The sequence below is a fragment of the Cupriavidus sp. JZ107 genome (assembly GCF_053903255.1).
In genome coordinates, this window is the sequence record NZ_CP096481.1 from 2,137,184 (window position 1) to 2,159,743 (window position 22,560).

Consider the following 22,560-nt stretch of genomic DNA (forward strand, 5'->3'; position numbering starts at 1 on the left):
CGTTCATTCCGGCGCATCCGGGGCCGGCCGCCAGTAGCGCCGCGCCTGCTGCCGGAACGACGCGATCGCAATGCCGTCCCGATCCGCGACGACTTCGACGGCGCCGGTGCGATCGCTGCGATAGCGCGCGATCCCGCGGCGGCCATAGCGCGCCCATACCTGCGCATGCGGATGCCGGTAGCGGTTGCGATAGCCGAGCTGGAACACCGCCGCAACGGGCCGCACCGCGTCGAGCCATTCGTCGCTGGACGACGTGCGGCTGCCATGGTGCGGCACCAGCAGCAGGTCGGCACGCAGCGCATCGGGCGGCAGGCGAGCGACCATTGCCAGTTCGGCGGCGCGGTCGATATCGCCGGTCAGCAGCATCGCGGCGTACGGGCTCGAGATCCGCAGCACGCAGCTGCGCGCATTGCTGCCGATCGCCGCGTCGTCGCCCTGCCCCGGCAACGGATGCAGCAGCTCGAAACGCACGCCGTCCCATTGCCACGCGATACCGGCCGCACACACCGCACCGGCATCCGGCCCGCTCCCGGCCTGCAACCGCCATAGCGGATGGCCACGCGGCAGCGACGCCCACAGGCGCCGGACCGGCAGCGCCGCCATCACGTCGCGCGCGCCGCCGGCATGATCGGCGTCCTCGTGACTGATCACCAGCGCATCGAGCGAGTGAATGCCAACCGCGCGCAGGAACGGCACCACCACGCGCTCGCCGGCGCTGGGCCGTGGCGAATCGGCCGGATTGCTGGTCGCGCCATACGCCGGCCCGGCGTCGTACAGCAGCCGATGGCCGCGGGTCTCGATCAGCACCGCCGCGCCCTGCCCGACATCGAGCGCCGTCGCGCGGAAGGCGGCGGCCGGCAGCGGCGCGCGGCCGCTCGACAGCATCGGGATCAGCAGCACCAGGCCATGCACGCGCCAGCCCCAGCCGAAGGCACGGGGGGCCAGCAGCACCGCCGTGCCGAGCAGCGCGAAGGCGAGTTCGACGGTATCGGGCCGCGCCGCCTGCCAGACGGCCCAGTGCGGCGCCGCCAGTCGCACCAGCACCGCCGCCAGCCATGCCATCGCCTGGTGCGCCAGCGTCAGCAGCCATGCGGCCACCAGCGCGATGGCGCCGCCGAGCGGCCAGTCCACGGGCCACGCCGCCAGCATCGCCGCGCCCAGCGCCAACGGCGTCACCAACAGGCCGACGAGCGGAATCGCCAGCGCATTGGCCAGCGGCGACACCACCGACACCTGCTGGAACAACAGCAGCGTCGGCGGCAGCAGTCCGATCGTGACGGCCCATTGCGTGCGCACCGACTCGGCCAGATGCCGCCGCAGGCCTTGCCAGCGCGCCTGCCAGACCGAACGCCGCGACGGCTCGCCGCCGGCCACGGCCACGGTTCGCTGCGACGCCGCCACGAAGATCGCCGCGACCGCGCCGAACGACAGCCAGAATCCCGCCGCCCGCACCGCCCAGGGGTCGAGGGCCAGCGCCACCGCCGCAGCCCAGGCCAGCACCAGCGACGCGGGCGGCCGGCGCTGCCACCACAGCGCCAGCGCGGCAACGGACACCATCGCCACCGTGCGTTGCGCCGGCACCTCCATTCCCGACAGCAGCCCATAGGCCAGCGCCATCGCCACCGCCACCAGCGCCGCCGCCCGCTGCGCAGGACAACGCAACGGCAGCGGCCGCCGCAGCCATCTGCCCAGGCCGAACGAATACCGCCACAGCGCCCTCGCCAGCGCACCGGCCAGCCCGGAAATCATCGTGATATGCAGGCCCGAAATGCTGACCAGATGGCCGATGCCAGTGCGGGTGAACCAGCGCCATTGGTCGGCGGCGATGCCGCTCTGGTCGCCGATCGCCAGCGCCACCAGCACGCCAGCCAATGGCGCCTCGGCCGGCATCGCGGCCAGCATGCGCGAGCGGATCCGCGCGCGCCAGCGCGCGATGCGCCAGGCCGGCCGCAGGGCCACCGGCGCTGCGGGGCGGGCCGCCAGCACGTAGCCCGTCGCACCGATGCCCCGCTGCAGCAGCCAGTATTCGTAATCGAAGCCATGTGGATTGGCGAGGCCGTGCGGTCGCTTCAGCCGTACGGTCAGCGCCAGCCGCGTGCCGGGCAGCAGATCGGGCGGCGCCTGTTGCCAGCCGAGCGACAGCAGCGGCGGCAAGCCGGCCGGCCTGTCGCCGTCGACCGTGAACGCGAAACGCAGGCTCTCGCCGTTGCCGGTCGGCAGTCCCGACACCACGCCCGTCAGCGACAGCGTGACGCCTTCGAACTGCGCCGCAAGCCGCTCGGCCAGGCGACGCTCGGCACGCCAGGCGGACCATGCCGCGCCGGCGATCAGCGCGGCCAGCACAGTGGCCAGCAAGCGGACATGGAAGCCGATCGAGGAAGGCTCCGGACGCCCGGCAAGCGGCGACAGCGCGATCACCACGACCAATGCGGCCAGACCGGCGGTCACGCCGATCGAAGCTGGCGGCAATGCCGGCAATTGCTGCACCAGCCAGCAGCCCGCGACGAAGGCGCACAGCGTCAGGCGCATCGCGGCCCGGCAATAGCGGCCGCAGCAATAGCGGCCGCAGCAACAGCGGCCGCAGCAATGGCAGGAACAGCAGGCGCCGCAGAGAACGAAACGACGATAGCGGTTGCAACGACCGCACGCAGCGCAGACATGCACGCCCCCGATCAAGGGATCACGATGCCCGCGTTTATACCGCCGGGCGGCGGCCCGGAACTTGTCAGTCCGTCACGGCGGAGGACGGTGCCATCGTCGCGGCAAAGGCGGCCAGCCGGGGCAGCGCCTCGACCGCATTGCGCCAGGTCGCCTGGGCCAAGGTGTCCGCGTCGATGCCGCGCAGTTCGGTCAGCACCCGCGCGACGCCCGCGACCTCGGCCGGCGTGTTGCGCACCTTGCGTTGCTCGCCGAACTGGTCGTCGGTCAGCCAGGCCGGCGCGATATCGGGCGCATCGGTCTCCAGCACCAGCGCTTCCAGCGGCAACTCCACCGCCAGCCGACGGATCTGCCGCGCGCGGCTGAACGTCACGTTGCCGCCGAAGCCGAGCTTGAAGCCCTGCTCGACGAAGCGCTGCGCCTGCTGCGCGCTGCCGTTGAACGCATGGGCGATGCCGCGCCGCACGCCGACGCGCCGCAGTTGCGCGGCGACCTGGTCCTGCGACTTGCGCACATGCAGCAGCACCGGCAGATCGAACTCGCGCGCGATCTTCAGCTGCTCGACATAGAGCCAGGTCTGGTGCTGCGCGTCGAGGCCCGGCACGAAGAAATCCAGGCCTATCTCGCCGATGCCGACGAAGCGCGGATCGGTCAGAGCGATCTCGACCTCGCTGCGCAGCGCGTCGAGATCGGCCTGCCCCGCCCCGGGCGTGCACAGCGGATGGATGCCGAGCGCGTAGACGCAGGCCGGATGGCGATGCGCCAGCGCGCGTACCGCCGCGAAGTTCGACACCGCCACCGCCGGCAGCACGATGCCGCCGACGCCGGCCGCGGCCGCGGCCGTCACCACCGCGCCGCGGTCCTCATCGAACTCGGCCGCGTCGAGGTGGCAATGGGTATCGATCCACATCGGCGATGAACTCCGGCGCGCCGCGCTCAGCGTTCGCGATGCAGATGGCCGTCGCGCAGCCGCAGCACGCGGTCGCAGCGATTGGCCAGATCGAGATCGTGGGTGACGATCACGAAGCTGGTGCCCAGCGTGCGCGACAGCTCCAGCATCAGGTCGTAGACGCCGCCGGCCGTATGGTCGTCGAGGTTGCCGGTCGGCTCGTCGGCCAGCACGCAGGCGGGCTGCCCCACCAGCGCGCGCGCGATCGCGACGCGCTGCCGCTCGCCGCCCGACAGCTCGCCGGGACGGTGCTTGGCACGCTCGCCGAGGCCCACGCGGGCCAGCATCGCCTGCGCGGCCTCGCGCGCCTCGCCCTGGCGCAGGCCGCGGATGCGCATCGGCATCGCGACGTTGTCCAGCGCGGTGAACTCCGGCAGCAGATGGTGGAACTGGTAGACGAAGCCGAGCGAGCGGTTGCGCACGAGGTTGCGCTCGGTCTCGCGCAGATCGGTGAAGGGCTTGCCGAGCAGCGCGACGCTGCCCGAATCCGGATTGTCGAGCCCGCCCAGCACATGCAGCAGCGTGCTTTTGCCGGACCCCGAGGCGCCGACAATGGCGACCTTCTCGCCGGCATCGACGCGCAGGTCGACGCCGCGCAGCACCTCGACGTCGAGCCCGCCCTGGCGGAAACGCTTGCACAGGCCCTGCGCGCTCAGGATCGGTTGCGCGGCGGCGGTGGCGCCCGCCGGCGCGGCCTCGGGCCAGGCGTCGGGGGAAGCGGTGCGGTTCAGCATGGCCTCACTCATAGCGCAGCGCCTCCGCGGGGTTCACGCGGGCGGCGCGCCAGCTGGGATAGAGCGTGGCCAGAATGGCCAGCACGAAGGAAATGGTGCCGATGGTGGCGATGTCGTTCACGCGCGGGTCCGAGGGCAATTCGCTGATGAAATAGATGTCGCGGGGCAGGAACTGGACCTGCAGGATCCGCTCGATGAAGGGCACGATCACGTCGATATTGGTCGCGATCAGCGTGCCGCCTAGCACGCCGAGCACGGTGCCGATGAAGCCGATCGCCACGCCCTGCACGATGAAGATGCGCATGATCGAGCCGGGCTGCGCGCCCATCGTGCGCAGGATCGCGATATCGGCCTGCTTGTCGGTGACGGTCATCACCAGCGTCGACACCAGGTTGAAGGCCGCCACCGCGATGATCAGCGTCAGGATGATGAACATCATCCGTTTCTCGGTCTGCACCGCGGCGAACCAGTTGCGGTTCTGCTTGGACCAGTCGCGCAGATAGAGCTCGCCGGACAGCGTGCCGGCCAGCGCATCGGCGACCTGCGGCGCGCGCTGCATGTCGGCCAGCTTCAGCCGCAGGCCGTTGGGACCGTCGAGCCGGAACAGCGTCTGCGCGTCCTGGATGTCGATCAGCGCCAGCGCGCTGTCGAACTCGTAATGGCCCGACGAATACACTCCGACCACGGTGAACTGTTTGAGCCGGGGCAGCACGCCGGCCGGCGTGATGGTGCCCTGCGGCGCCACCAGCGTGACCTTGTCGCCGACGCGCACGCCCATCGCCGCCGCCAGCTCGCCGCCGAGCACGATGCCGAAGCCGCCGGGCTGCAGCTCGTTCAGGCTGCCGGCCTTGAACTGCTTGCCGATGTCCGAGACCTTGGGCTCCTCGGCCGGGTCGACGCCGCGCAGCAGCACGCCGCGCACGATGTCGTCGCGCGTCAGCATCGCCTGCGCGGCGACATAGGGCGCGGCGCCGACGACCTCCTTGTTGCGCATCGCCTCGGCGGCGGTGCGGCGCCAGTCGGGCAGCGTGGACGGGCCGATCACCTCGATATGCGCCAGCACCGACAGCATGCGGTCGCGGACCTCCTTCTGGAAGCCGTTCATCACCGACAGCACGACGATCAGCGCCGCGACGCCGAGGGCGATGCCGAGCATCGAGATCATCGAGATGAACGAGATGAAGGTATTGCGGCTGGCGCGTTTGCTGGCGCGGGTATAGCGCCAGCCAATCTGCCACTCGTAGGGAAAGTTCAAGACGGTTCCTGTGTTCGTTGCCAATGCGCGATGGGCCCTGCCGGGCCGCCATCGCCTCCGCGGCGCCCGCGGACGCCGCGCAAATCCTGCGCGAATCCGGTGAATCGGGACGCACCGGCCAGCCGCGAGTTTACAATCTCGCCAACCATGACGACGCACCTGACCCTGATTGTGCCCTTTTCGGTCCCGCCCGGCGCGGATACCGAGGGCCTGGACGAACCGAACGGCGCCGGTGGCGGCATTGCCGGCGCGCTGCTGCGCCAGTTGGAGTTGCCGGCGCTGGGAAAGTTGCTGACGCGCGCCGGCGCCACCGCACGCGAGCGCCACGGTTCGGGCTACGACCCGACCGCGCTGCGCTCGCTGCCGCACGAGCGCTGGCTCGCCGCGCGCGCGGGCCTGGACACCGCGCGCGTGCCCACCGCCCCCTACATGCGGCTGGCCGACCATGGTGCCGCCGCGGCGGGTCGTGACGAGGGTTCCTGGGTCTGCCTGCAGCCGGTCCATATCCATGCCGCGCGCGATCATCTGGTGCTGATGGACCCGGCGCTGCTGACGCTGGACGCCGCCGAATCGGCCGCGCTGCGCGAGGCCATCGCGCCGCTGCTGGACGATTCGGGCATCGCGCTGGATGCGCCGCACCCCGGCCGCTGGTACCTGCCCGAAGCCGTGTTCGGCCCGCTGGACGCTACCCCGCCGCTGCGTGCCGCCGGCCGCAATATCGACGTGTGGATGCAGTCCGGCCCGCGCGAGCGCGACTGGCGCCGGCTGCAGAACGAGATCCAGATGACCTGGTTCGACCATCCGGTCAACCAGGCGCGCGAGGCCAACGGCGCGCTGCCCGTCAACTCGGTCTGGCTGCATGGCGGCGGCGCGCTGCGGCCGGTGCCGCGGCTGGCCGATACGGTGCTGGCCGACGATCCGCTGCTGCGCGGGCTGGCGCTGGCGGGCGGCGCCGCATGCCGGCCGTTGCCGTCCTCGCTGGCATCGCTTGAATCGCTGGATTCCCTGCAGGCCGGGGGCAGCGCCATGGCGCTGCTCGATGCCTGCGTCTCGGCCTATATCGCCGAGGACTGGGGCAGCTGGATCGAGCGGCTGCATGCGCTCGAGGCCGACTGGTTCGCGCCGGCGCTGGCCGCGCTCGAAGCGGGCCGGCTGCAGGTGCTGACGCTGGTGCTCGGCGGCGACGACCATCACGCCGAATTCACCGTGCGCCGCGGCGATCTGCGCAAGTTCTGGCGCGGCCTGGGGATGCGCGGCGACTGGCGCGCGCTGCTGTCCGATCTGGCGCTGGCGGCATGAGCGCATGAGCACGACCATGCCGATGCCAACGCGCCCGTTCCACCCGTCTTGCTCGCCTGGCCGCCGCCCCGGCCCCTGCTCCGCTATCGTTCCGACCCCATGACCCGCATCGCGATCCGCCCCCACCAGCCCGACCACGCCAGCGCCCTCGCCGCGCTGGGCCTGCATCCGACGCTGGCGCGCATCCTGTCGGCGCGCGGCGTCACCCATGCGCGCGAGCTGGCCACCGATCTGCCCGAGCTGATGGCGCCGCAGGCGATGAAGGGCATCGACCGCGCCGCGGTCTATCTGGCCGACGCGATCGCGGCCCGCCGCCGGCTGCTGATCGTCGCCGATTACGACTGCGATGGCGCCACCGCCTGCGCGGTCGGCGTGCGCGGGCTGCGCATGCTGGGCGCCCAGGTCGACTACATCGTGCCGAACCGCTTCGAGTACGGCTACGGCCTGACGCCGGAGATCGTCGCGCTGGCGGCGCAACGCAATCCAGACGTGATCGTCACCGTCGACAACGGCATCGCGAGCGTCGATGGCGTGGCCGCGGCCAATGCGCGCGGCATCGACGTGGTCGTCACCGACCACCATCTTCCCGGCGACCAGTTGCCCGACGCGGCGGTGATCGTCAATCCGAACCAGCCGGGTTGCGGCTTCCCCAGCAAGAACCTGGCAGGCGTCGGCGTGATGTTCTACGTGCTGCTGGCGCTGCGCGCCGAACTGCGCCAGCGCGGCGTGTTCACGCCGGCCAGCCAGCCGCGGCTGGACACGCTGCTCGATCTGGTCGCGCTGGGCACCGTGGCCGACGTGGTCAAGCTCGATACCAACAACCGCATCCTGGTCGCGCAGGGCCTGAAGCGCATGCGGGCGGGCCGCATGCATGCGGGCGTGGCCGCGCTGTTCCGCGCGGCCGGGCGCGAGGCCAGCCGCGCCACCACCTTCGATCTCGGCTTCGGCCTGGGCCCGCGGCTGAACGCCGCCGGCCGGCTGGCCGACATGTCGCTCGGCATCGAATGCCTGCTCAGCGACGACGCGGAGCGCGCCTGGGAGATCGCGCAGCAGCTCGATGCGATGAACCGCGAGCGGCGCGACATCGAGGCGGGCATGCAGCAGGAAGCGCTGCAGATCCTCGAGCGTCCGCTGGACGGGCTCGATCCGTCGTCGCGCTTTACCGTCAGCGTGTTCAACGACACCTGGCACCAGGGCGTGATCGGCATCGTGGCGTCGCGCCTGAAGGAGAAATTCCATCGGCCGACGATCACCTTCGCGCCGGGCGACGAGGCCACGATCAAGGGCTCGGGCCGCTCGATTCCGGGCTTTCATCTGCGCGATGCGCTCGACCTGGTCTCCAAGCGCCATCCCGGTCTGCTCGTGAAGTTCGGCGGCCATGCAATGGCGGCCGGCCTGACGCTGCGCGCCGGCGATTTCGAGCGCTTCATGGACGCGTTCGAAGGAATCGGCCGCGAATGGCTGACCGACGATCACCTGGCCCGCGTGATCGAGACCGACGGCGAGATCGAGGACCACTGCTTCGATCCGGCCTTCGTCTCGCTGCTGGAGCAGCAGGTATGGGGCCAGGGCTTTCCGCCGCCGACCTTCTGCGGGGAATTCGACGTGCTGCGCCAGACCGTGCTCAAGGGCAAGCATCTGAAGCTGCAGCTGGGGCGCGGCAAGCGCCAGTTCGACGCGATCTGGTTCAACCACGCCGACACGCTGGGCGCCAGCGCGATGGTCGCCTACCGGCTCGACAACAACACCTTCAACGGCGTCACGCGCGTGCAGATGGTGATCGAGCACGCGCAGTAGCAAGGAACGTCTCTCGTTGTCGCCGCCGCGCAGGCGGGGTCCAGCGGCTTGTGCGGCCAGGTTTGCAGTCGCTGGATCCCTGCCCGCGCGGGGACGACAAGACCGGCCGCTTATCCCCGCGCCGGCAGCATGCTGGCCGGATCGACCGGCTTGCCGTTGCCGCGCACCTCGAAATGCAGCTCGCTGGCCGCGGCACCCATGCGGCCCACCACCTGGCCCGCGTCGACGTGGGCGCCTTCCTTGACCATCGGCTGATCCAGATTGCCGTAGACGGTCAGCCAGTCGTCGTTGTGCTTGACGATCACCAGCGTGCCGTAGCCACGCAGCGCGCCGACGTGGATCGCCCAGCCGGCCGCGGCCGCCCGTACGGTGCCGTTGGCCGGCACCGCGATGCGCAGGCCCTTGCTCGACGGCGGCGCATAGCCGTGCGTGACCGTGCCGTCCGCCGGCCATTGCAGCGCGATGCGGCTGGACGGCGGCCGGCTCGACGGCGCCGCGGCACGCGGCGTGTCCTCGACCGTAGTCGGGCCGCTGGCGTTGCTCGCCGCCGCCGCGGCGCCGGCGGCAGGCCGCACGCGAATCAGCTGGCCGACTTCGATGCGGTCCGCGCTCGGCAACGCGTTCCAGCGCACCAGATCGCGCACCGAGCGGCGATGGCGGCGCGCGATCGAATACAGCGTGTCGCCGGAACGGACGCGATAGAAGCCGTCCGGCGCGGGGCCGCCCTCGCCCACCGTGCCGCAGCCGGCCAGCGTCGCCAGCATCGTGGCGGCCAACGCGGCGATGGCGCGCCGGCGGCCGATGGCGGGGTCGTTGGTGGCGGTCGCGGTCGGGAAGGTCGAGGTGGCTGGCATCGTCATGGCTGCATCGGAATTCTGGCGCCCGCGGCAATATCGAGGGCCTCGATCTACGGCATCGGCTGGCGCAACGGCGGACTGGAACGGCGGATAAAAACGGAAGCGGCGCCACCGATGTAACGGTTGACGCACCCGCAACTGTAGACCATCGGTCACGGCCACAGTTCGGCTCGCCCTCGGGAAATGGCCTTCGCGGGCCCCGGCGAGCGCGCCGGCGGCGGGCGCCATGCGCGGCCTTCCGCGCGGCGCATTATCCGTCATTGCCCGGGGAATGCCTCCCCGTTCCGCTATAATTCACGGTTTTCAAAGCGCAAGAACACCATGGAAGCAGAACGCCTCAACGCCATCTCCGGCGCCATCTCCGATCTCCGTTCCCGGACGGAAGATCTACGGGGGTATCTTTGACTACGACGTCAAGGTAGGACGTCTGGCCGAAGTCAACGGCGAACTGGAGGACCCCGAGGTCTGGAACAACCCGAAGCGGGCCCAGGATCTCGGCAAGGAAAAGAAGATGCTCGAAGGCGTGGTCCAGGTACTGGGCAAGCTGACCGAGGATCTGGAAAGCGCGCAGGAGCTGTTCGAGCTCGCGCGTGAAGAGGGCGACGACGACACGCTGGTGTCGATCGAAGAGGACGTCAAGGGCTTCGAGGCGACCGTCGCCGACATGGAGTTCCGCCGCATGTTCTCCGGCGAACTCGATCAGGCCAATGCCTTCATCGACATCCAGGCCGGCGCCGGCGGTACCGAGGCGTGCGACTGGGCCTCGATGCTGCTGCGCCAGTACCTGAAGTACTGCGAGCGCAAGGGCTTCAAGGCCGAAGTACTGGAAGAATCCGAGGGCGACGTCGCCGGCATCAAGAGCGCCACGATCAAGGTCGAGGGCGAATACGCGTTCGGCTATCTGCGTACCGAGACCGGCGTGCACCGGCTGGTGCGCAAGTCGCCGTTCGATTCGTCGGGCGGCCGGCACACCTCGTTCTCGTCGGTGTTCGTCTATCCGGAGGTCGACGACTCGTTCGAGGTCGAGATCAATCCGGCGGACCTGCGCGTCGATACCTATCGCGCTTCCGGCGCGGGCGGCCAGCACATCAACAAGACCGATTCGGCGGTGCGGATCACGCATATCCCGACCGGCATCGTCGTGCAGTGCCAGAACGACCGCTCGCAGCACCGCAACCGCGCCGAGGCGATGTCGATGCTGAAGTCGCGCCTGTACGAACACGAGATGCGCAAGCGCCAGGCCGAGGCCGACAAGCTCGAATCGACCAAGACCGATGTGGGCTGGGGCCACCAGATCCGCTCGTACGTGCTGGACCAGAGCCGCATCAAGGACCTGCGCACCAACGTCGAAATGTCCAACACGCAGAAGGTACTGGACGGCGACCTGGACAACTTCATCGAGGCGAGCCTGAAACAGGGCCTGTAAGCGCAGGCCGAGCGTTGCAGCACCAGCAGGACCGGCGCCCGCTCGCGCCATCCATCCCGCGGCGCGGCCGTGCCGCGGGGTCCGACCTCTCTCCGCCAGGGCGATATCCATGACCACAGCCGCATCGACCGACGCATCCCATCTGATCATTGTCACCGGCGCCTCGCGCGGGCTGGGCGCGGCGCTGGTGCGCGCGCTGATGGTCCCCGGCAACCGGCTGGTGTGCGTGGCGCGCAGCCGCAACGCGGAACTGGAGCAGGCCGCGCAGGCCAGCGGCGTGCCGATCGCCTGGCACCTGCAGGACCTGTCCAAACCCGCGCAGGGGGCAAGCTGGCTGGCGAGCGTGCTCGACAGCGTCGATGCCCCCGCCAGCGCGACGCTGGTGCTGAACGCCGGCGTGATCGAGCCAATCGCGCCGATCGCCGAGCTGCAGGAGGCCACGCTGGTGCCGCACCTGATGACCAACCTGGTGTCGCCGATGACGATGACCGCGGCCTTCCTGGCGCGCAGCGAGCGCTTCGGCTGCCCACGCAAGGTGCTGGCGATCTCGTCCGGCGCCGCGCGCCGGCCGGTCGAGGGCTGGAGCGCCTACTGCGCCGGCAAGGCGGCGCTCGACATGTTCGTGCGCTCGGTCAATGCCGAATACGCGTCGCTGCCGGCCGAGCGCGGCGTGCGCGCGGTGGCGCTGGCCCCGGGCGTGGTCGATACCGGCATGCAGGCCGCGATCCGCGAGGCCGACTTCGCCCAGGTCGAACGCTTCCGCTCGCTGAAGGCCAACGCGCAATTGACCAGCCCCGACGAGGCCGCCGCCCGCATCGCCGCCTATCTGCAGCGCGCCGACTTCGGCAGCACCGAACTCGACGATATCCGCAATACCTGACTTTCCCGCGCGGCCCTCGTGCCCCGCCCTTTGACGACATCATGACCGAACCCACCCGCGCGCCTGCCGAGCAGGCCCCCGCCGTCGACGAAAACAAGATCATTGCCGAACGGCGCGAGAAGCTGCAGGCGCTGCGTCAGCAAGGCGTCGCCTTCCCCAACGACTTCCGCCCGACCCACCAGGCCGCCGGCCTGCACGCGCAGTACGGCGAGGCCGACCAGGCCGCGCTCGAGGCCAATCCGGTCGAGGTCGCGGTGGCCGGCCGCATGATGCTCAAGCGCGTGATGGGCAAGGCCAGCTTCGCCACGGTGCAGGACGGCAGCGGCCAGATCCAGTTCTACATCACGCGCGACAAGGTCGGCGAAGAGGTCTACGCGCAGTTCAAGCACTGGGACCTGGGCGACATCGTCAGCGCGCGCGGGCTGCTGTTCCGCACCAACAAGGGCGAACTGTCGGTGCAGGTGCAGGAGCTGCGCCTGCTGTCGAAGTCGCTGCGCCCGCTGCCGGACAAGTTCCACGGCCTGGCCGACCAGGAAATGAAGTACCGCCAGCGCTATGTCGACCTGATCGTCTCGCCGGAGACGCGCGCAACGTTCCGCGCCCGAACCGAGGCGATCTCGTCGCTGCGCCGCCATATGGCCGAGGCCGGCTTCATGGAAGTCGAAACGCCGATGCTGCATCCGATTCCCGGCGGCGCCGCGGCCAAGCCCTTCATCACGCACCACAATGCGCTGGACATGCAGATGTTCCTGCGCATCGCGCCCGAGCTCTATCTGAAGCGGCTGATCGTCGGCGGCTTCGAGCGCGTGTTCGAGATCAACCGCAATTTCCGCAACGAGGGGGTCAGCCCGCGCCACAACCCCGAGTTCACGATGATGGAGTTCTACGCGGCCTATACCGACTACCGGTGGCTGATGGACTTCACCGAGGACCTGATCCGCAAGGCGGCGATCGACGCGCGCGGCAGCGCGACGCTGACCTATCAGGGCCGCGAGCTGGACCTGGGCAAGCCCTTCCACCGGCTGACCATCACGCAGGCGATCCAGAAGTACGCGCCCCAATACACCGATGCGCAGCTGGCCGATGCCGACTTCCTGCGCGCGGAGCTGAAGAAGTTCGGCGTCAACACCAGCGCGCCGCAATTCCTGAACGCGGGCCTGGGCACGCTGCAACTGGTGCTGTTCGAGGAGACTGCCGAGAGCCAGCTGTGGGAGCCGACCTTCATCGTCGACTATCCGGTCGAGGTATCGCCGCTGGCGCGGGCCTCCGATACGGTGCCTGGCATCACCGAGCGTTTCGAGCTGTTCATTACCGGCCGCGAGATCGCCAACGGCTTCTCGGAGCTCAACGATGCCGAGGACCAGGCCGAGCGCTTCCGCAAGCAGGTCGAGCAGAAGGATGCCGGCGACGAAGAGGCGATGTATTTCGACGCCGACTACATCCGCGCGCTGGAATATGGCATGCCCCCGACGGGCGGCTGCGGCATCGGCATCGACCGCCTGGTGATGCTGCTGACCGACAGCCCGAACATCCGCGACGTGATCCTGTTCCCGCATCTGCGGCGGGAAGACTGAGCCAAGGGCCCGCGGGGCCCGGCCGGCGGCCAAACAAAAAGCGCGCTTCCATGAAGCGCGCTTTTTTTTTGCGTCCGCAGCCTACTCGGCTTCCGCGATCCACGCTGCCTGGATGGCCTCGAGGATCTTTTCGCCCGAACGCTCGGGCAGGTCGTCGAATCCGTCCAGTTCCAGCACCCAGCGGCGCAGGTCGGTGAAGCGCACGGTCAGCGGATCGACGTCGGGGTACTTGTCGTACAGCGCCGCCGCGATGTCATAGGTGTCGGTCCATTTCATCAGGGGTTCTCCAAGGTCTTCGTTCGCCGTCGGGGTTGCCATGCCGCCCGGGCAGGCAATGCAGGGCTCAGTGGCCTTCCTTGGCGTGGTTGATCGTGTATTTGGGAATCTCGATGGTCAGGTCTTCGTCGGCGACGATCGCCTGGCAGGACAGCCGGGAATTCGGCTCGAGGCCCCAGGCCTTGTCGAGCAGGTCTTCCTCTTTCTCTTCGGCCCCGTTCAGCGAATCGAAGCCCTCGCGCACCACCACGTGGCAGGTGGTGCAGGCGCACGACTTCTCGCAGGCGTGCTCGATCTCGATGTCATGTTCGAGCAGCACGTCGCAGATGCTGGTGCCCTTCTTGGCTTCGATGACGGCGCCCTCGGGGCAGTATTCGGCGTGGGGCAGTACGACAATCTGTGGCATATCAGGTCCTGATGTGGGGGTGACGGGCGTCCCGTGGCGAGCGCCCTTCAGCCGAGCTCCTGCACCTTGCGGCCGGCAAGCGCGTTCTTGATCGAGCGGTCCATGCGCCGGGCGGCAAACTCGTCGGTGCCGCGCGACAGCGTTTCGATGGCGGCCTTGATCGCCAGATGGTCGTCGTCGGCGGCGGTCTCGCGGACCTGCGCCATCAGCGCTTCGACCTGGGCGCGCTCGTCGTCCGACAGCAGATCGCCGTCGGCCTGCAGCGCGCTGCGCGTGGCCTCGAGCAGGCGTTCGGCCTCGACCCGCTCCTCGGCCAGCGCACGGCTCTTCATGTCATGCTCGGCCTCGCGGAAGCTGTCCTGCAGCATCCGGGCGATATCGTCGTCGCCGAGACCATACGAGGGCTTGACGGTGATCGAGGCCTCGACGCCGGAATGCAGCTCGCGCGCGGAGACCGACAGCAGCCCATCGGCGTCGACCTGGTAGGTCACGCGAATACGGGCGGCGCCGGCCACCATCGGCGGAATGCCGCGCAGCTCGAAGCGCGCCAGCGAACGGCAGTCGCTGGCCAGTTCGCGCTCGCCCTGCAGCACATGGATCGCCATCGCGGTCTGGCCATCCTTGAAGGTGGTGAACTCCTGCGCGCGGGCGACCGGGATCGTGCTGTTGCGGGGAATGATCTTCTCGACCAGGCCGCCCATCGTTTCGACGCCCAGCGACAGCGGAATCACGTCGAGCAGCAGCCAGTCCTCGCCCGGCGCATGGTTGCCGGCCAGCAGATTGGCCTGCATCGCCGCGCCCAGCGCGACCACCTTGTCCGGATCGAGATTGGTCAGCGGCGGCTGGCCGAAGAAATCGGCGACCGCCTTGCGGATCGACGGCATGCGCGTGGCGCCGCCGACCAGCACCACGCCCTTGACCTCGTCGGGCGCCACGCCGGCATCGCGCAGGGCCTTGCGCACCGGCGCCAGCGTCTTCTGCACCAGATGCGCGGTCATCTCGCGGAACTGCTCGGCGGTCAAGGGCAGGTGGACGATCTCGCCGGTGCCCAGCACCGCGTCGATCACCGTGCTGTCGGCCTCCGACAGCGCCTCCTTGGCGGCGCGCGCGCGCACCATCAGCAGGCGCGTGTCCTCGGCCGACAGCGGTTGCAGGCCGGCCTGCTCGACGATCCAGCAGACCAGCCGCTGGTCGAAGTCGTCGCCGCCCAGCGCGGAATCGCCGCCGGTCGCCATCACCTCGAAGACGCCCTTGGTCAGTTTCAGCACCGAGATATCGAAGGTGCCGCCGCCCAGGTCGTAGACCGCGTAGATCCCTTCCGAGGCGTTGTCGAGCCCGTAGGCAATCGCCGCCGCGGTCGGCTCGTTCAGCAGGCGCAGCACTTCGAGGCCGGCCAGACGCGCCGCGTCCTTGGTCGCCTGGCGCTGCGCGTCGTCGAAATAGGCGGGCACGGTGATCACCGCGCCGACCAGGTCGTCGCCCAGCGCATCCTCGGCGCGTTGGCGCAGCGTGGCCAGGATCTCGGCCGACACCTCGACCGGGCTCTTGACGCCGGCGACGGTCTTGATCTGCAGCATGCCGGGCGCGTCGACGAAGTCGTACGGGGTGTGCTCGATATGCGCGACGTCGTGCAGGCCACGGCCCATGAAGCGCTTGACCGAGACGATCGTGTTCTTGGGGTCGCGCACCGCCTCTTCCTGCGCGCGGAAGCCGATCTGCGCGGTCCGGTTCGGCAGATAGCGCACCACCGACGGCAGCAGCGTGCGGCCGCTCTCGTCGGCCAGCACCTCGGGAATGCTGTTGCGAACGGCCGCCACCAGCGAATTGGTGGTGCCGAGGTCGATACCGACCGCGAGCCGTCGCTGGTGGGGCGCCGGCGACATGCCGGGTTCGGAAATCTGAAGCAGTGCCATGTCAATCTTCTGTTGTCGGGGCAGGCGGCGCGATGGCCGGGCGAACGACCAGCGCGTACCGCCGCATTACCCGCTTTTGCCGGGGCGCCATTGTGTCATGGCCCCCGCGATGGTGCCGGCCGCGCTAGCCTTCGAGGCGGTCGATCGCCTCGCTCGCGTCGTGCTCGATCTTCTCGACGAACATCAGCTGGCGCGCCGCGGCCGCCGCGGCCTCGTCGTCGCCGGCATCGAGCAGGCCGCCGAGCGCGCTCTGGCGCTCGCGCTTCTCCTGCCGAAGCGAACGCAGCAGCGCGTCCAGCGCCGCGGCGTCGCGCTGCTGTACCGCATCCTGCAGCGCCTCGCGCCATTCCATCTGCTGCATCAGGAAATCGGGCGCCATGGCCGTATTGTTCTCGGCCTGGATATCGATGCCGCGCAGCGACAGCAGATAGATCGCGCGCTTGAGCGGCTGGCGCAGGGTCCGGTACGCCTCGTTCGCATGCGCGGCCCATTGCATCGCGACGCGCCGTTCGGCGTCGCCGGCATGGGCAAAGCGGTCCGGATGGGCCTGCGATTGCACCGTGCGGTAGGCGGCGTCGAGCGCGGCCTCGTCGACGGTAAAGCGGGCCGGCAGCCCGAACAGGGCAAAGTAATCGTCTTTCAAGGTAGTCCTGCTGGAAGGCTGTGGCGGGGGCGGCGGCGCGCGCCGATGCGCGAGGCGCCGCCACCGTGCCCGGCCCTCTCCCGCCAGCGGGAGAGGAAAACGCTCAGGCCGCCGGCCTTACACGCGGAACGATTCGCCGCAACCGCACTCGTCCTTGACGTTCGGGTTGTTGAAGCGGAAGCCTTCGTTCAACCCTTCGCGGGCGAAGTCGAGCTCGGTGCCGTCGATATAGGGCAGGCTCTTGGGATCGACCACCACCTTGACGCCGTGCGACTCGAACACCTGGTCCTCCGGCTGCAGCTCGTCGACATACTCGAGCTTGTACGCCAGGCCGGAACAGCCGGTCGTCTTGACGCCGAGCCGCAGGCCGATGCCCTTGCCCCGGCGGTCCAGATAGCGCGAAACGTGCTTCGCGGCTTTTTCGGTCAATGTGATCATCGCTACCACTTCCCTTCGATCGCTCAGGCGGCCTGCTGCGTCGGGGCGCCCGCGTGCTTCTTCTTGTAGTCCTCGACCGCGGCCTTGATCGCGTCCTCGGCCAGGATCGAGCAGTGGATCTTGACCGGCGGCAGCGCCAGTTCCTCGGCGATCTGGGTGTTCTTGATCTCCAGCGCCTGGTCCACGGTCTTGCCCTTGACCCACTCGGTCACCAGCGACGACGAGGCGATTGCCGAGCCGCAACCGTAGGTCTTGAACTTCGCGTCCTCGATCACGCCCTGCTCGTTGACCTTGATCTGCAGCTTCATCACGTCGCCGCAGGCCGGCGCGCCGACCATGCCGGTGCCGACGGCGTCGTCGTTCTTGTCGAACGAGCCGACGTTACGGGGGTTTTCGTAGTGGTCGAGTACCTTGTTGGAGTAAGACATTTGGCTACCTCTGTGACGTATCTTTTATGGGGTCGGATGGACAGCGTTCAATGCGCCGCCCATTGAATCGAATTCAGGTCCACGCCGTCCTTGTACATCTCCCACAGCGGGGACAGGTCGCGCAGCTTGCCGATCTTGCTCTTCAACAGTTCGACCGTGTAATCGATCTCCTGTTCGGTGGTGAAGCGGCCGACGGTGAAGCGGATCGAGCTGTGCGCCAGCTCGTCGTTGCGGCCCAGCGCGCGCAGCACATAGGACGGCTCCAGCGAGGCCGAGGTGCAGGCCGAGCCCGACGACACGGCGACATCCTTGATCGCCATGATCAGCGACTCGCCTTCGACGAAGTTGAAGCTGACGTTCAGGTTGTGCGGCACGCGGCGCTCGAAATCGCCGTTCAGATAGACCTCTTCCATGCCCGACAGGCCGTTCCACAGGCGGTCGCGCAGCATGCGGATGCGCTCGTTCTCGGTCGCCATTTCCTCGCGGGCGATGCGGAAGGCTTCACCCATGCCGACGATCTGGTGCGTGGCCAGCGTGCCCGAACGCATGCCGCGCTCGTGGCCGCCGCCGTGCATCTGCGCCTCGATGCGCACGCGCGGCTTGCGGCGGACATACAGCGCGCCGATGCCCTTCGGGCCATAGGTCTTGTGCGCCGAGAACGACATCAGGTCGACCTTCAGCTTCGACAGGTCGATCCCGACCTTGCCGGTGGCCTGCGCGGCGTCGCAATGGAAGATGATGCCCTTCTCGCGGCAGATCTCGCCGATCTGCTCGATGTCCTGGATCACGCCGATCTCGTTGTTGACCAGCATCACCGACACCAGGATGGTGTCAGGGCGCAGCGCCTGCTTGAACACCTCGATGTCGATCAGGCCGTTTTCCTGCACGTCGAGGTAGGTGACCTCGAAACCCTGGCGCTCCAGCTCCCGCGTGGTGTCGAGCACGGCCTTGTGTTCGGTCTTGACCGTGATGATGTGCTTGCCCTTGCCCGAGTAGAAATTGGCCGCGCCCTTGATCGCCAGGTTGTCGGACTCGGTCGCGCCGGAGGTCCAGACGATCTCGCGCGGATCGGCGCCGACCAGCGCCGCGACCTGCTCGCGCGCTTCCTCGACGGCCTTCTCGGCTTCCCAGCCGTAGGCGTGGCTGCGCGAGGCGGGATTGCCGAACTGCTCGCGCAGATACGGAATCATCTTGTCCGCCACGCGCGGGTCCACCGGCGTGGTGGCCGAATAATCCATGTAGATCGGGAAATGTGGGGTGCTCATCGTTGTCACTGCCTTGTTTTGACTGCCGGGTGGGACATTGTGCGTCGCCTGGCCGCGGTCCGCTCAGGACTGCGCCAGGCTGAAAACCGAATTCACCATCTTGGGCCGGGCGGGCTTGTCCGCCTTTTCCGCCGCGCTGGGCTGCGCGCGCGCCGCCGGTGCCGGCTGGCGGGCGCCGCCGTCCTCACGCATGTCGCGCAGCACGCCGGGCTGGCGGGCGCGCTGCTGCTCGACCAGATCCTTCAGCGAGACCGAGTCCAGATACTCGACCATCTTCTGATTCAGCGTCGCCCACAGCTCGTGGGTCATGCAGCGGCCGGTATTCTCGTCGCCATTGCAGTTGCCCTTGCCACCGCACTGGGTCGCGTCGAGCGGCTCGTCCACCGCGATGATGATGTCGGCCACCGTCACGTCCTCGGACTTGCGCGCCAGGCTGTATCCGCCGCCCGGGCCACGCACGCTCTCGACGATCTGGTGCCGGCGCAGCTTGGCGAACAGCTGTTCCAGGTAGGACAGCGAGATCTTCTGGCGTTGGCTGATGCCGGCCAGCGTCACCGGCCCCTGGTCCTGGCGCATGGCCAGGTCGATCATGGCGGTCACCGCGAAGCGGCCTTTGGTCGTCAATCTCATGATTGCGGGGGTAATACCTGATGAATTTCGTCAAGTATAAATTTCCCGACTAAATCGGTCAACTACCCATGTCACTTGTGCGGCAGATACCGCGGTGACGGTGGGGTCTTCCCGGCATCTGGAGACCGGGCTGACTAGGCCGCGCGGGTTCCGGGCCCTGCCGGCGCCTGGCGCGGCGGCACGATCAGCGACAGCGGATGGCGCAGGATGCGCGCCCGTACCGCGGCACTCAACGCCCGCCGATCGACGCGGCGCAGATTGCGCGAGCGCAGCGCCATGTGGAAGGCCAGCGCGAAGCTGACGGCGACGTTCAGCAGCCCCATCAGCGCGATGCCGGCCACCGCCAGCCACAGGGCCGGCATCCGCAGCGCCTCGACCCCGAGCACGCCGAGCGCGGTGCCGACCGATCCGGTCGACAGCGTCACGTGGCGTACCTCCAGATGCGGGCCGAAGAAGCTCAGGATTTCCGGGCCGAGCCCGAGCAGGAAGCCGAGCGACACGTTGGCCGCGATGCCGGACACGTTCCGTTTCCAGAAATCGGCCACCCGCATCGCCCCCCGCTCGCCCAGCATATAGCGCAGCCGGCGGTGGTAGGCCAGCACGTCGTGCATCCGGTGCAGCGCAAACCAGTTGTCGGCCCAGCCGGCGATCAGGCTCGAGACCCACAGCAGCACGCCGGTGAAGACCGCGTACAGCGGCGTGGGCCCGAGGATCGAGAACGACTCGATGGTGGCGATCGCCTTGTCCGGCGTGATCAGGTTGACCGACAGCAGCTTGCCGGCCAGCCACTGGATTGCCAGCGCCACCGGAAACACCACCGCGAGGTTGCCGACGATGGCCGCCGCGTTGGAGCGGATCATCGCGATGGTGTCGTCGACGAAGGCCTCCCTGCCCTCCGGCCGCCCGACCGCATCGAGCCGGTGCGCCAGCGCCGGGCCCGTCATCGCCGGCTGCTTGGTCGCCAGCGTGAAATGGGCGAAGTGGATCGCCAGGAAGCTGCCGGCATAGTTCAGCGAGGCCAGCACCCCTTCGATGAACTTGTCCAGATGCAGGCCGTAGATCAGGAACTTCAGATAGACCGTAGCTACCGTGATCAGGCCGCCGCCGGCCGCCGCGCGCACCAGCTCGCCGTATTCCTTGCGATCGCGCGTGATGTAGTGTTCGCCGCTCTCGGCCGAACGCTCGACCACCTTGCGCGCCAGCTGCGAGAAGGACTCCGCGGCCAGATGCTTGACGCTGCGGCGCGCCTGCGTCGTGCGGATCAGCTCGCCCGCCAGTTGCGCCACCTTGCCGCGGCGCGACGGGTCGACCCAGGCGGCCAGCAGCATGTCGATGCGGGCGAGCCGCACCTTCATCCGCTCGATCTGGAACACGACCTCGACCGAGACCCCGTTCTCTTCCAGGTCCGCATAGACATGGCGCGCCGCGTCGTGGCAGCCGTCGAGCAGGGCGCGGCAGTAGTTCAGGCGGTGCCGGAAGGCATCGCTGTCGCGCGGCAGCCCCTCCTCGCACAGCGCGGCGACGGCCGGGCCGAGGCGGAAGAACGGCGTGTCTTCGACCCGGCCCGGCAGACGCGCGCGAATCGCCTGGCTCAGGCCGGTCGCCCGCACCTGGCTGGCCAGCACCTGGATGCTGCTGGCCAGCGTGCGGGCGAAATCGTCACGGTAGCGCGCGTGCAGCGCCTGGCCGGCCGCCGAGGCGGCATGGGTGGCAAGCTCGTTATCGTGATCGGGGGAGGCGCCGCCAACCTCGCCGTCCGCTTGTTCGCCGACGTTGTCCTCGGCTTCGTCTTCAAACCCGCCGCCCTGCTCCGGCGCAAACATCAGCAGCGCGCCGAGGCGATCGAGCAGTTCGGCGTCGAGCGCCGCCACCCAGTCGGCGTCGCGCTCGCCGACGAACAGCAGCGCGAACAGGTCCGCCATATCGCCGCGGTTCGGCGGCGGCGACAGGAAGCGCGCCTGCACGCGGTCCATCATCTCGCCCCAGAAGCCGGGGTGCGAGGCGACGCCGGTGTCGCAGAACAGGCCCGTGGGATCGTTGTCGCGCACGATCGATCGGATCGTCCGCGCAAAGCGTGCGGCGAGCTCCGGATTGCGTTCCAGCACCTGCAGCAGGTAGCGCAAGCGGACATGCTCGCGCCAGGTGGTGTCCTGGCCGGCGGCTTCCGTCGCGTCGTCGGCCGGCAGACCGTCGCGCCGCAGCCAATAGCCGAGTTCGATCAGCCAGCCGTTCCGCTCCGCCAGCGCACCGTCGGGATTGGCGGCGGACAGGATGGCGTCCAGTTGCAGGCTGGCATTGCGCGACTCGCGCCATTTGCGAAGCAGGGATCGAAACATCGGGAAAGGAGGGTAAGACTGGCGCGATTCACGCGAATCAGCTCGGACGCGCGCCGGTGGGAAGCAGAACAGACGGGCCGCGGCGCGGCCCCATGGTCATTGCTGCTGGCGCAGCATCGCGACGATGCCGTCGCAGGCGTCCTCGACGTAATCGAGCACGCGCTCGAAGCCGTCGCCTTCGCCGTAGTAGGGATCGGGCACTTCATCGGCGTCGTGCCGGGTCGCGAAGTGCATCAGCAGCTTGACCTTGTGGCGATGCTCGGGCGGGCACAGCGCCTGCAGCCGCGCCAGGTTGTCGCGGTCCATCGCCAGCACCAGATCGAAGCGGCCGAAATCTTCGACCGCCGCCAGCCGCGCCCGCTGCCCGGCCAGGTCATAGCCGCGCGCCAGCGCATGCTGTTGCGCGCGGCGGTCGGGCGCGTGGCCGAGGTGATAGCTGTGGGTGCCGGCCGAATCGACCTCGACGGCGTCGGCGAGGCCGGCCTGCGCAAGCTTGGCGCGCAGCACGCCTTCCGCGGTCGGCGAGCGGCAGATATTACCCATGCAGCACATCAAAACGGAAAATTTCTTCATACAAATCAACACTTTATTGAAGAACGCGCGGCCTTCAACATGGACAAAAACCGGCAAACACGTCCTAATAAAATCAGATAGTTACCGTTGGTTTTGAACAGTAGCGATTTTGGGGCGCGCGTTTTTCCGACGGCGATTCTACTGCCCAGAACAGGCAAATCGTGACCTTGTCAGGCAGACGGCGATATACTGTACATTCATACAGTAGTCACTCAGCAAGACG

At 68.7% G+C, this 22,560-nt stretch carries 20 protein-coding genes; 5 read left to right on the top strand and 15 right to left on the bottom strand.

The window, feature by feature from the left end:
* Nucleotides 1-3 precede the first annotated feature (3 nt).
* The 4 genes from M1D55_RS19135 to M1D55_RS19150 all read right to left on the bottom strand — a co-directional run bounded on the left by M1D55_RS19135 (nucleotide 4) and on the right by M1D55_RS19150 (nucleotide 5,596).
* Nucleotides 4-2,529: a DNA internalization-related competence protein ComEC/Rec2 gene (locus M1D55_RS19135; RefSeq protein WP_456281565.1), complete on the bottom strand. Its 2,526-nt coding sequence runs from the start codon at nucleotides 2,527-2,529 to the stop codon at nucleotides 4-6.
* 196 nt (nucleotides 2,530-2,725) lie between these two features.
* Complete coding sequence (locus M1D55_RS19140; RefSeq protein ID WP_456281566.1) at nucleotides 2,726-3,568, bottom strand: TatD family hydrolase; 843 nt, start codon at nucleotides 3,566-3,568, stop codon at nucleotides 2,726-2,728.
* Between the two features lie 26 nt (nucleotides 3,569-3,594).
* Entirely contained in the window at nucleotides 3,595-4,353 is a 759-nt protein-coding gene (gene lolD, locus M1D55_RS19145) for a lipoprotein-releasing ABC transporter ATP-binding protein LolD (RefSeq protein ID WP_456281567.1), read from the bottom strand.
* On the bottom strand, nucleotides 4,346-5,596 hold the full coding sequence (locus M1D55_RS19150) for a lipoprotein-releasing ABC transporter permease subunit (RefSeq protein WP_006579673.1): 1,251 nt from the start codon (nucleotides 5,594-5,596) through the stop codon (nucleotides 4,346-4,348). Before M1D55_RS19150 ends, lolD begins: the two co-directional genes overlap by 8 nt.
* A 147-nt stretch (nucleotides 5,597-5,743) precedes the next feature.
* Here M1D55_RS19150 and M1D55_RS19155 point away from each other — a divergent pair, with 147 nt between their 5' ends.
* Entirely contained in the window at nucleotides 5,744-6,895 is a 1,152-nt protein-coding gene (locus tag M1D55_RS19155) for a hypothetical protein (protein ID WP_456281568.1), read from the top strand.
* A gap of 99 nt (nucleotides 6,896-6,994) precedes the next feature.
* Nucleotides 6,995-8,692 (top strand): single-stranded-DNA-specific exonuclease RecJ, encoded by a 1,698-nt coding sequence (recJ, locus tag M1D55_RS19160; RefSeq protein ID WP_023264021.1) that lies wholly within the window; start codon nucleotides 6,995-6,997, stop codon nucleotides 8,690-8,692.
* Nucleotides 8,693-8,802: 110 nt separating this feature from the next.
* Here recJ and M1D55_RS19165 read toward each other — a convergent pair whose 3' ends face one another.
* Nucleotides 8,803-9,546: a peptidoglycan DD-metalloendopeptidase family protein gene (locus M1D55_RS19165; RefSeq protein WP_456282739.1), complete on the bottom strand. Its 744-nt coding sequence runs from the start codon at nucleotides 9,544-9,546 to the stop codon at nucleotides 8,803-8,805.
* Between the two features lie 324 nt (nucleotides 9,547-9,870).
* Here M1D55_RS19165 and prfB point away from each other — a divergent pair.
* The 3 genes from prfB (at nucleotide 9,871) to lysS (ending at nucleotide 13,429) form a co-directional block, all read left to right on the top strand.
* Nucleotides 9,871-10,975 (top strand): peptide chain release factor 2 gene (gene prfB, locus M1D55_RS19170; protein WP_144425760.1). Its coding sequence is split into 2 segments (ribosomal slippage): nucleotides 9,871-9,951 and nucleotides 9,953-10,975, totalling 1,104 coding nucleotides; the frame shifts between segments, so codons are not numbered across the junction.
* Nucleotides 10,976-11,084: 109 nt separating this feature from the next.
* Nucleotides 11,085-11,855: an SDR family oxidoreductase gene (locus tag M1D55_RS19175; RefSeq protein WP_456281569.1), complete on the top strand. Its 771-nt coding sequence runs from the start codon at nucleotides 11,085-11,087 to the stop codon at nucleotides 11,853-11,855.
* A gap of 41 nt (nucleotides 11,856-11,896) precedes the next feature.
* Nucleotides 11,897-13,429, top strand: a complete 1,533-nt coding sequence (lysS, locus tag M1D55_RS19180) for a lysine--tRNA ligase (protein WP_006577720.1) — start codon at nucleotides 11,897-11,899, stop codon at nucleotides 13,427-13,429.
* A gap of 81 nt (nucleotides 13,430-13,510) precedes the next feature.
* On the opposite strand, the gene iscX is transcribed toward lysS, so the two are convergent.
* The 10 genes from iscX to M1D55_RS19230 form a co-directional block, all read right to left on the bottom strand.
* A complete protein-coding gene (gene iscX, locus M1D55_RS19185) occupies nucleotides 13,511-13,705 on the bottom strand; it encodes a Fe-S cluster assembly protein IscX (RefSeq protein WP_006577719.1) in 195 nt (64 codons plus the stop codon).
* Between the two features lie 67 nt (nucleotides 13,706-13,772).
* Nucleotides 13,773-14,111 carry an ISC system 2Fe-2S type ferredoxin gene (gene fdx, locus M1D55_RS19190; protein ID WP_064573185.1) on the bottom strand — a complete coding sequence of 113 codons (339 nt, stop codon included), beginning with the start codon at nucleotides 14,109-14,111 and terminating at the stop codon, nucleotides 13,773-13,775.
* Nucleotides 14,112-14,158: 47 nt separating this feature from the next.
* Complete coding sequence (gene hscA, locus M1D55_RS19195) at nucleotides 14,159-16,024, bottom strand: Fe-S protein assembly chaperone HscA (RefSeq protein ID WP_064573183.1); 1,866 nt, start codon at nucleotides 16,022-16,024, stop codon at nucleotides 14,159-14,161.
* Between the two features lie 124 nt (nucleotides 16,025-16,148).
* A complete protein-coding gene (gene hscB, locus M1D55_RS19200) occupies nucleotides 16,149-16,667 on the bottom strand; it encodes a Fe-S protein assembly co-chaperone HscB (RefSeq protein WP_006577716.1) in 519 nt (172 codons plus the stop codon).
* A gap of 117 nt (nucleotides 16,668-16,784) precedes the next feature.
* A complete protein-coding gene (iscA, locus tag M1D55_RS19205) occupies nucleotides 16,785-17,105 on the bottom strand; it encodes an iron-sulfur cluster assembly protein IscA (protein ID WP_023263777.1) in 321 nt (106 codons plus the stop codon).
* A gap of 23 nt (nucleotides 17,106-17,128) precedes the next feature.
* Entirely contained in the window at nucleotides 17,129-17,533 is a 405-nt protein-coding gene (gene iscU / locus M1D55_RS19210) for a Fe-S cluster assembly scaffold IscU (protein WP_053821503.1), read from the bottom strand.
* 47 nt (nucleotides 17,534-17,580) lie between these two features.
* Nucleotides 17,581-18,798 (bottom strand): IscS subfamily cysteine desulfurase, encoded by a 1,218-nt coding sequence (locus M1D55_RS19215; protein WP_023263778.1) that lies wholly within the window; start codon nucleotides 18,796-18,798, stop codon nucleotides 17,581-17,583.
* Between the two features lie 63 nt (nucleotides 18,799-18,861).
* Entirely contained in the window at nucleotides 18,862-19,428 is a 567-nt protein-coding gene (gene iscR / locus M1D55_RS19220; protein ID WP_006577712.1) for a Fe-S cluster assembly transcriptional regulator IscR, read from the bottom strand.
* 134 nt (nucleotides 19,429-19,562) lie between these two features.
* Complete coding sequence (locus tag M1D55_RS19225) at nucleotides 19,563-21,764, bottom strand: site-specific recombinase (RefSeq protein WP_456281570.1); 2,202 nt, start codon at nucleotides 21,762-21,764, stop codon at nucleotides 19,563-19,565.
* Between the two features lie 96 nt (nucleotides 21,765-21,860).
* Nucleotides 21,861-22,337, bottom strand: coding sequence for a low molecular weight protein-tyrosine-phosphatase (locus M1D55_RS19230; RefSeq protein WP_456281571.1), 477 nt, complete (start codon nucleotides 22,335-22,337; stop codon nucleotides 21,861-21,863).
* Nucleotides 22,338-22,560 lie beyond the last annotated feature (223 nt).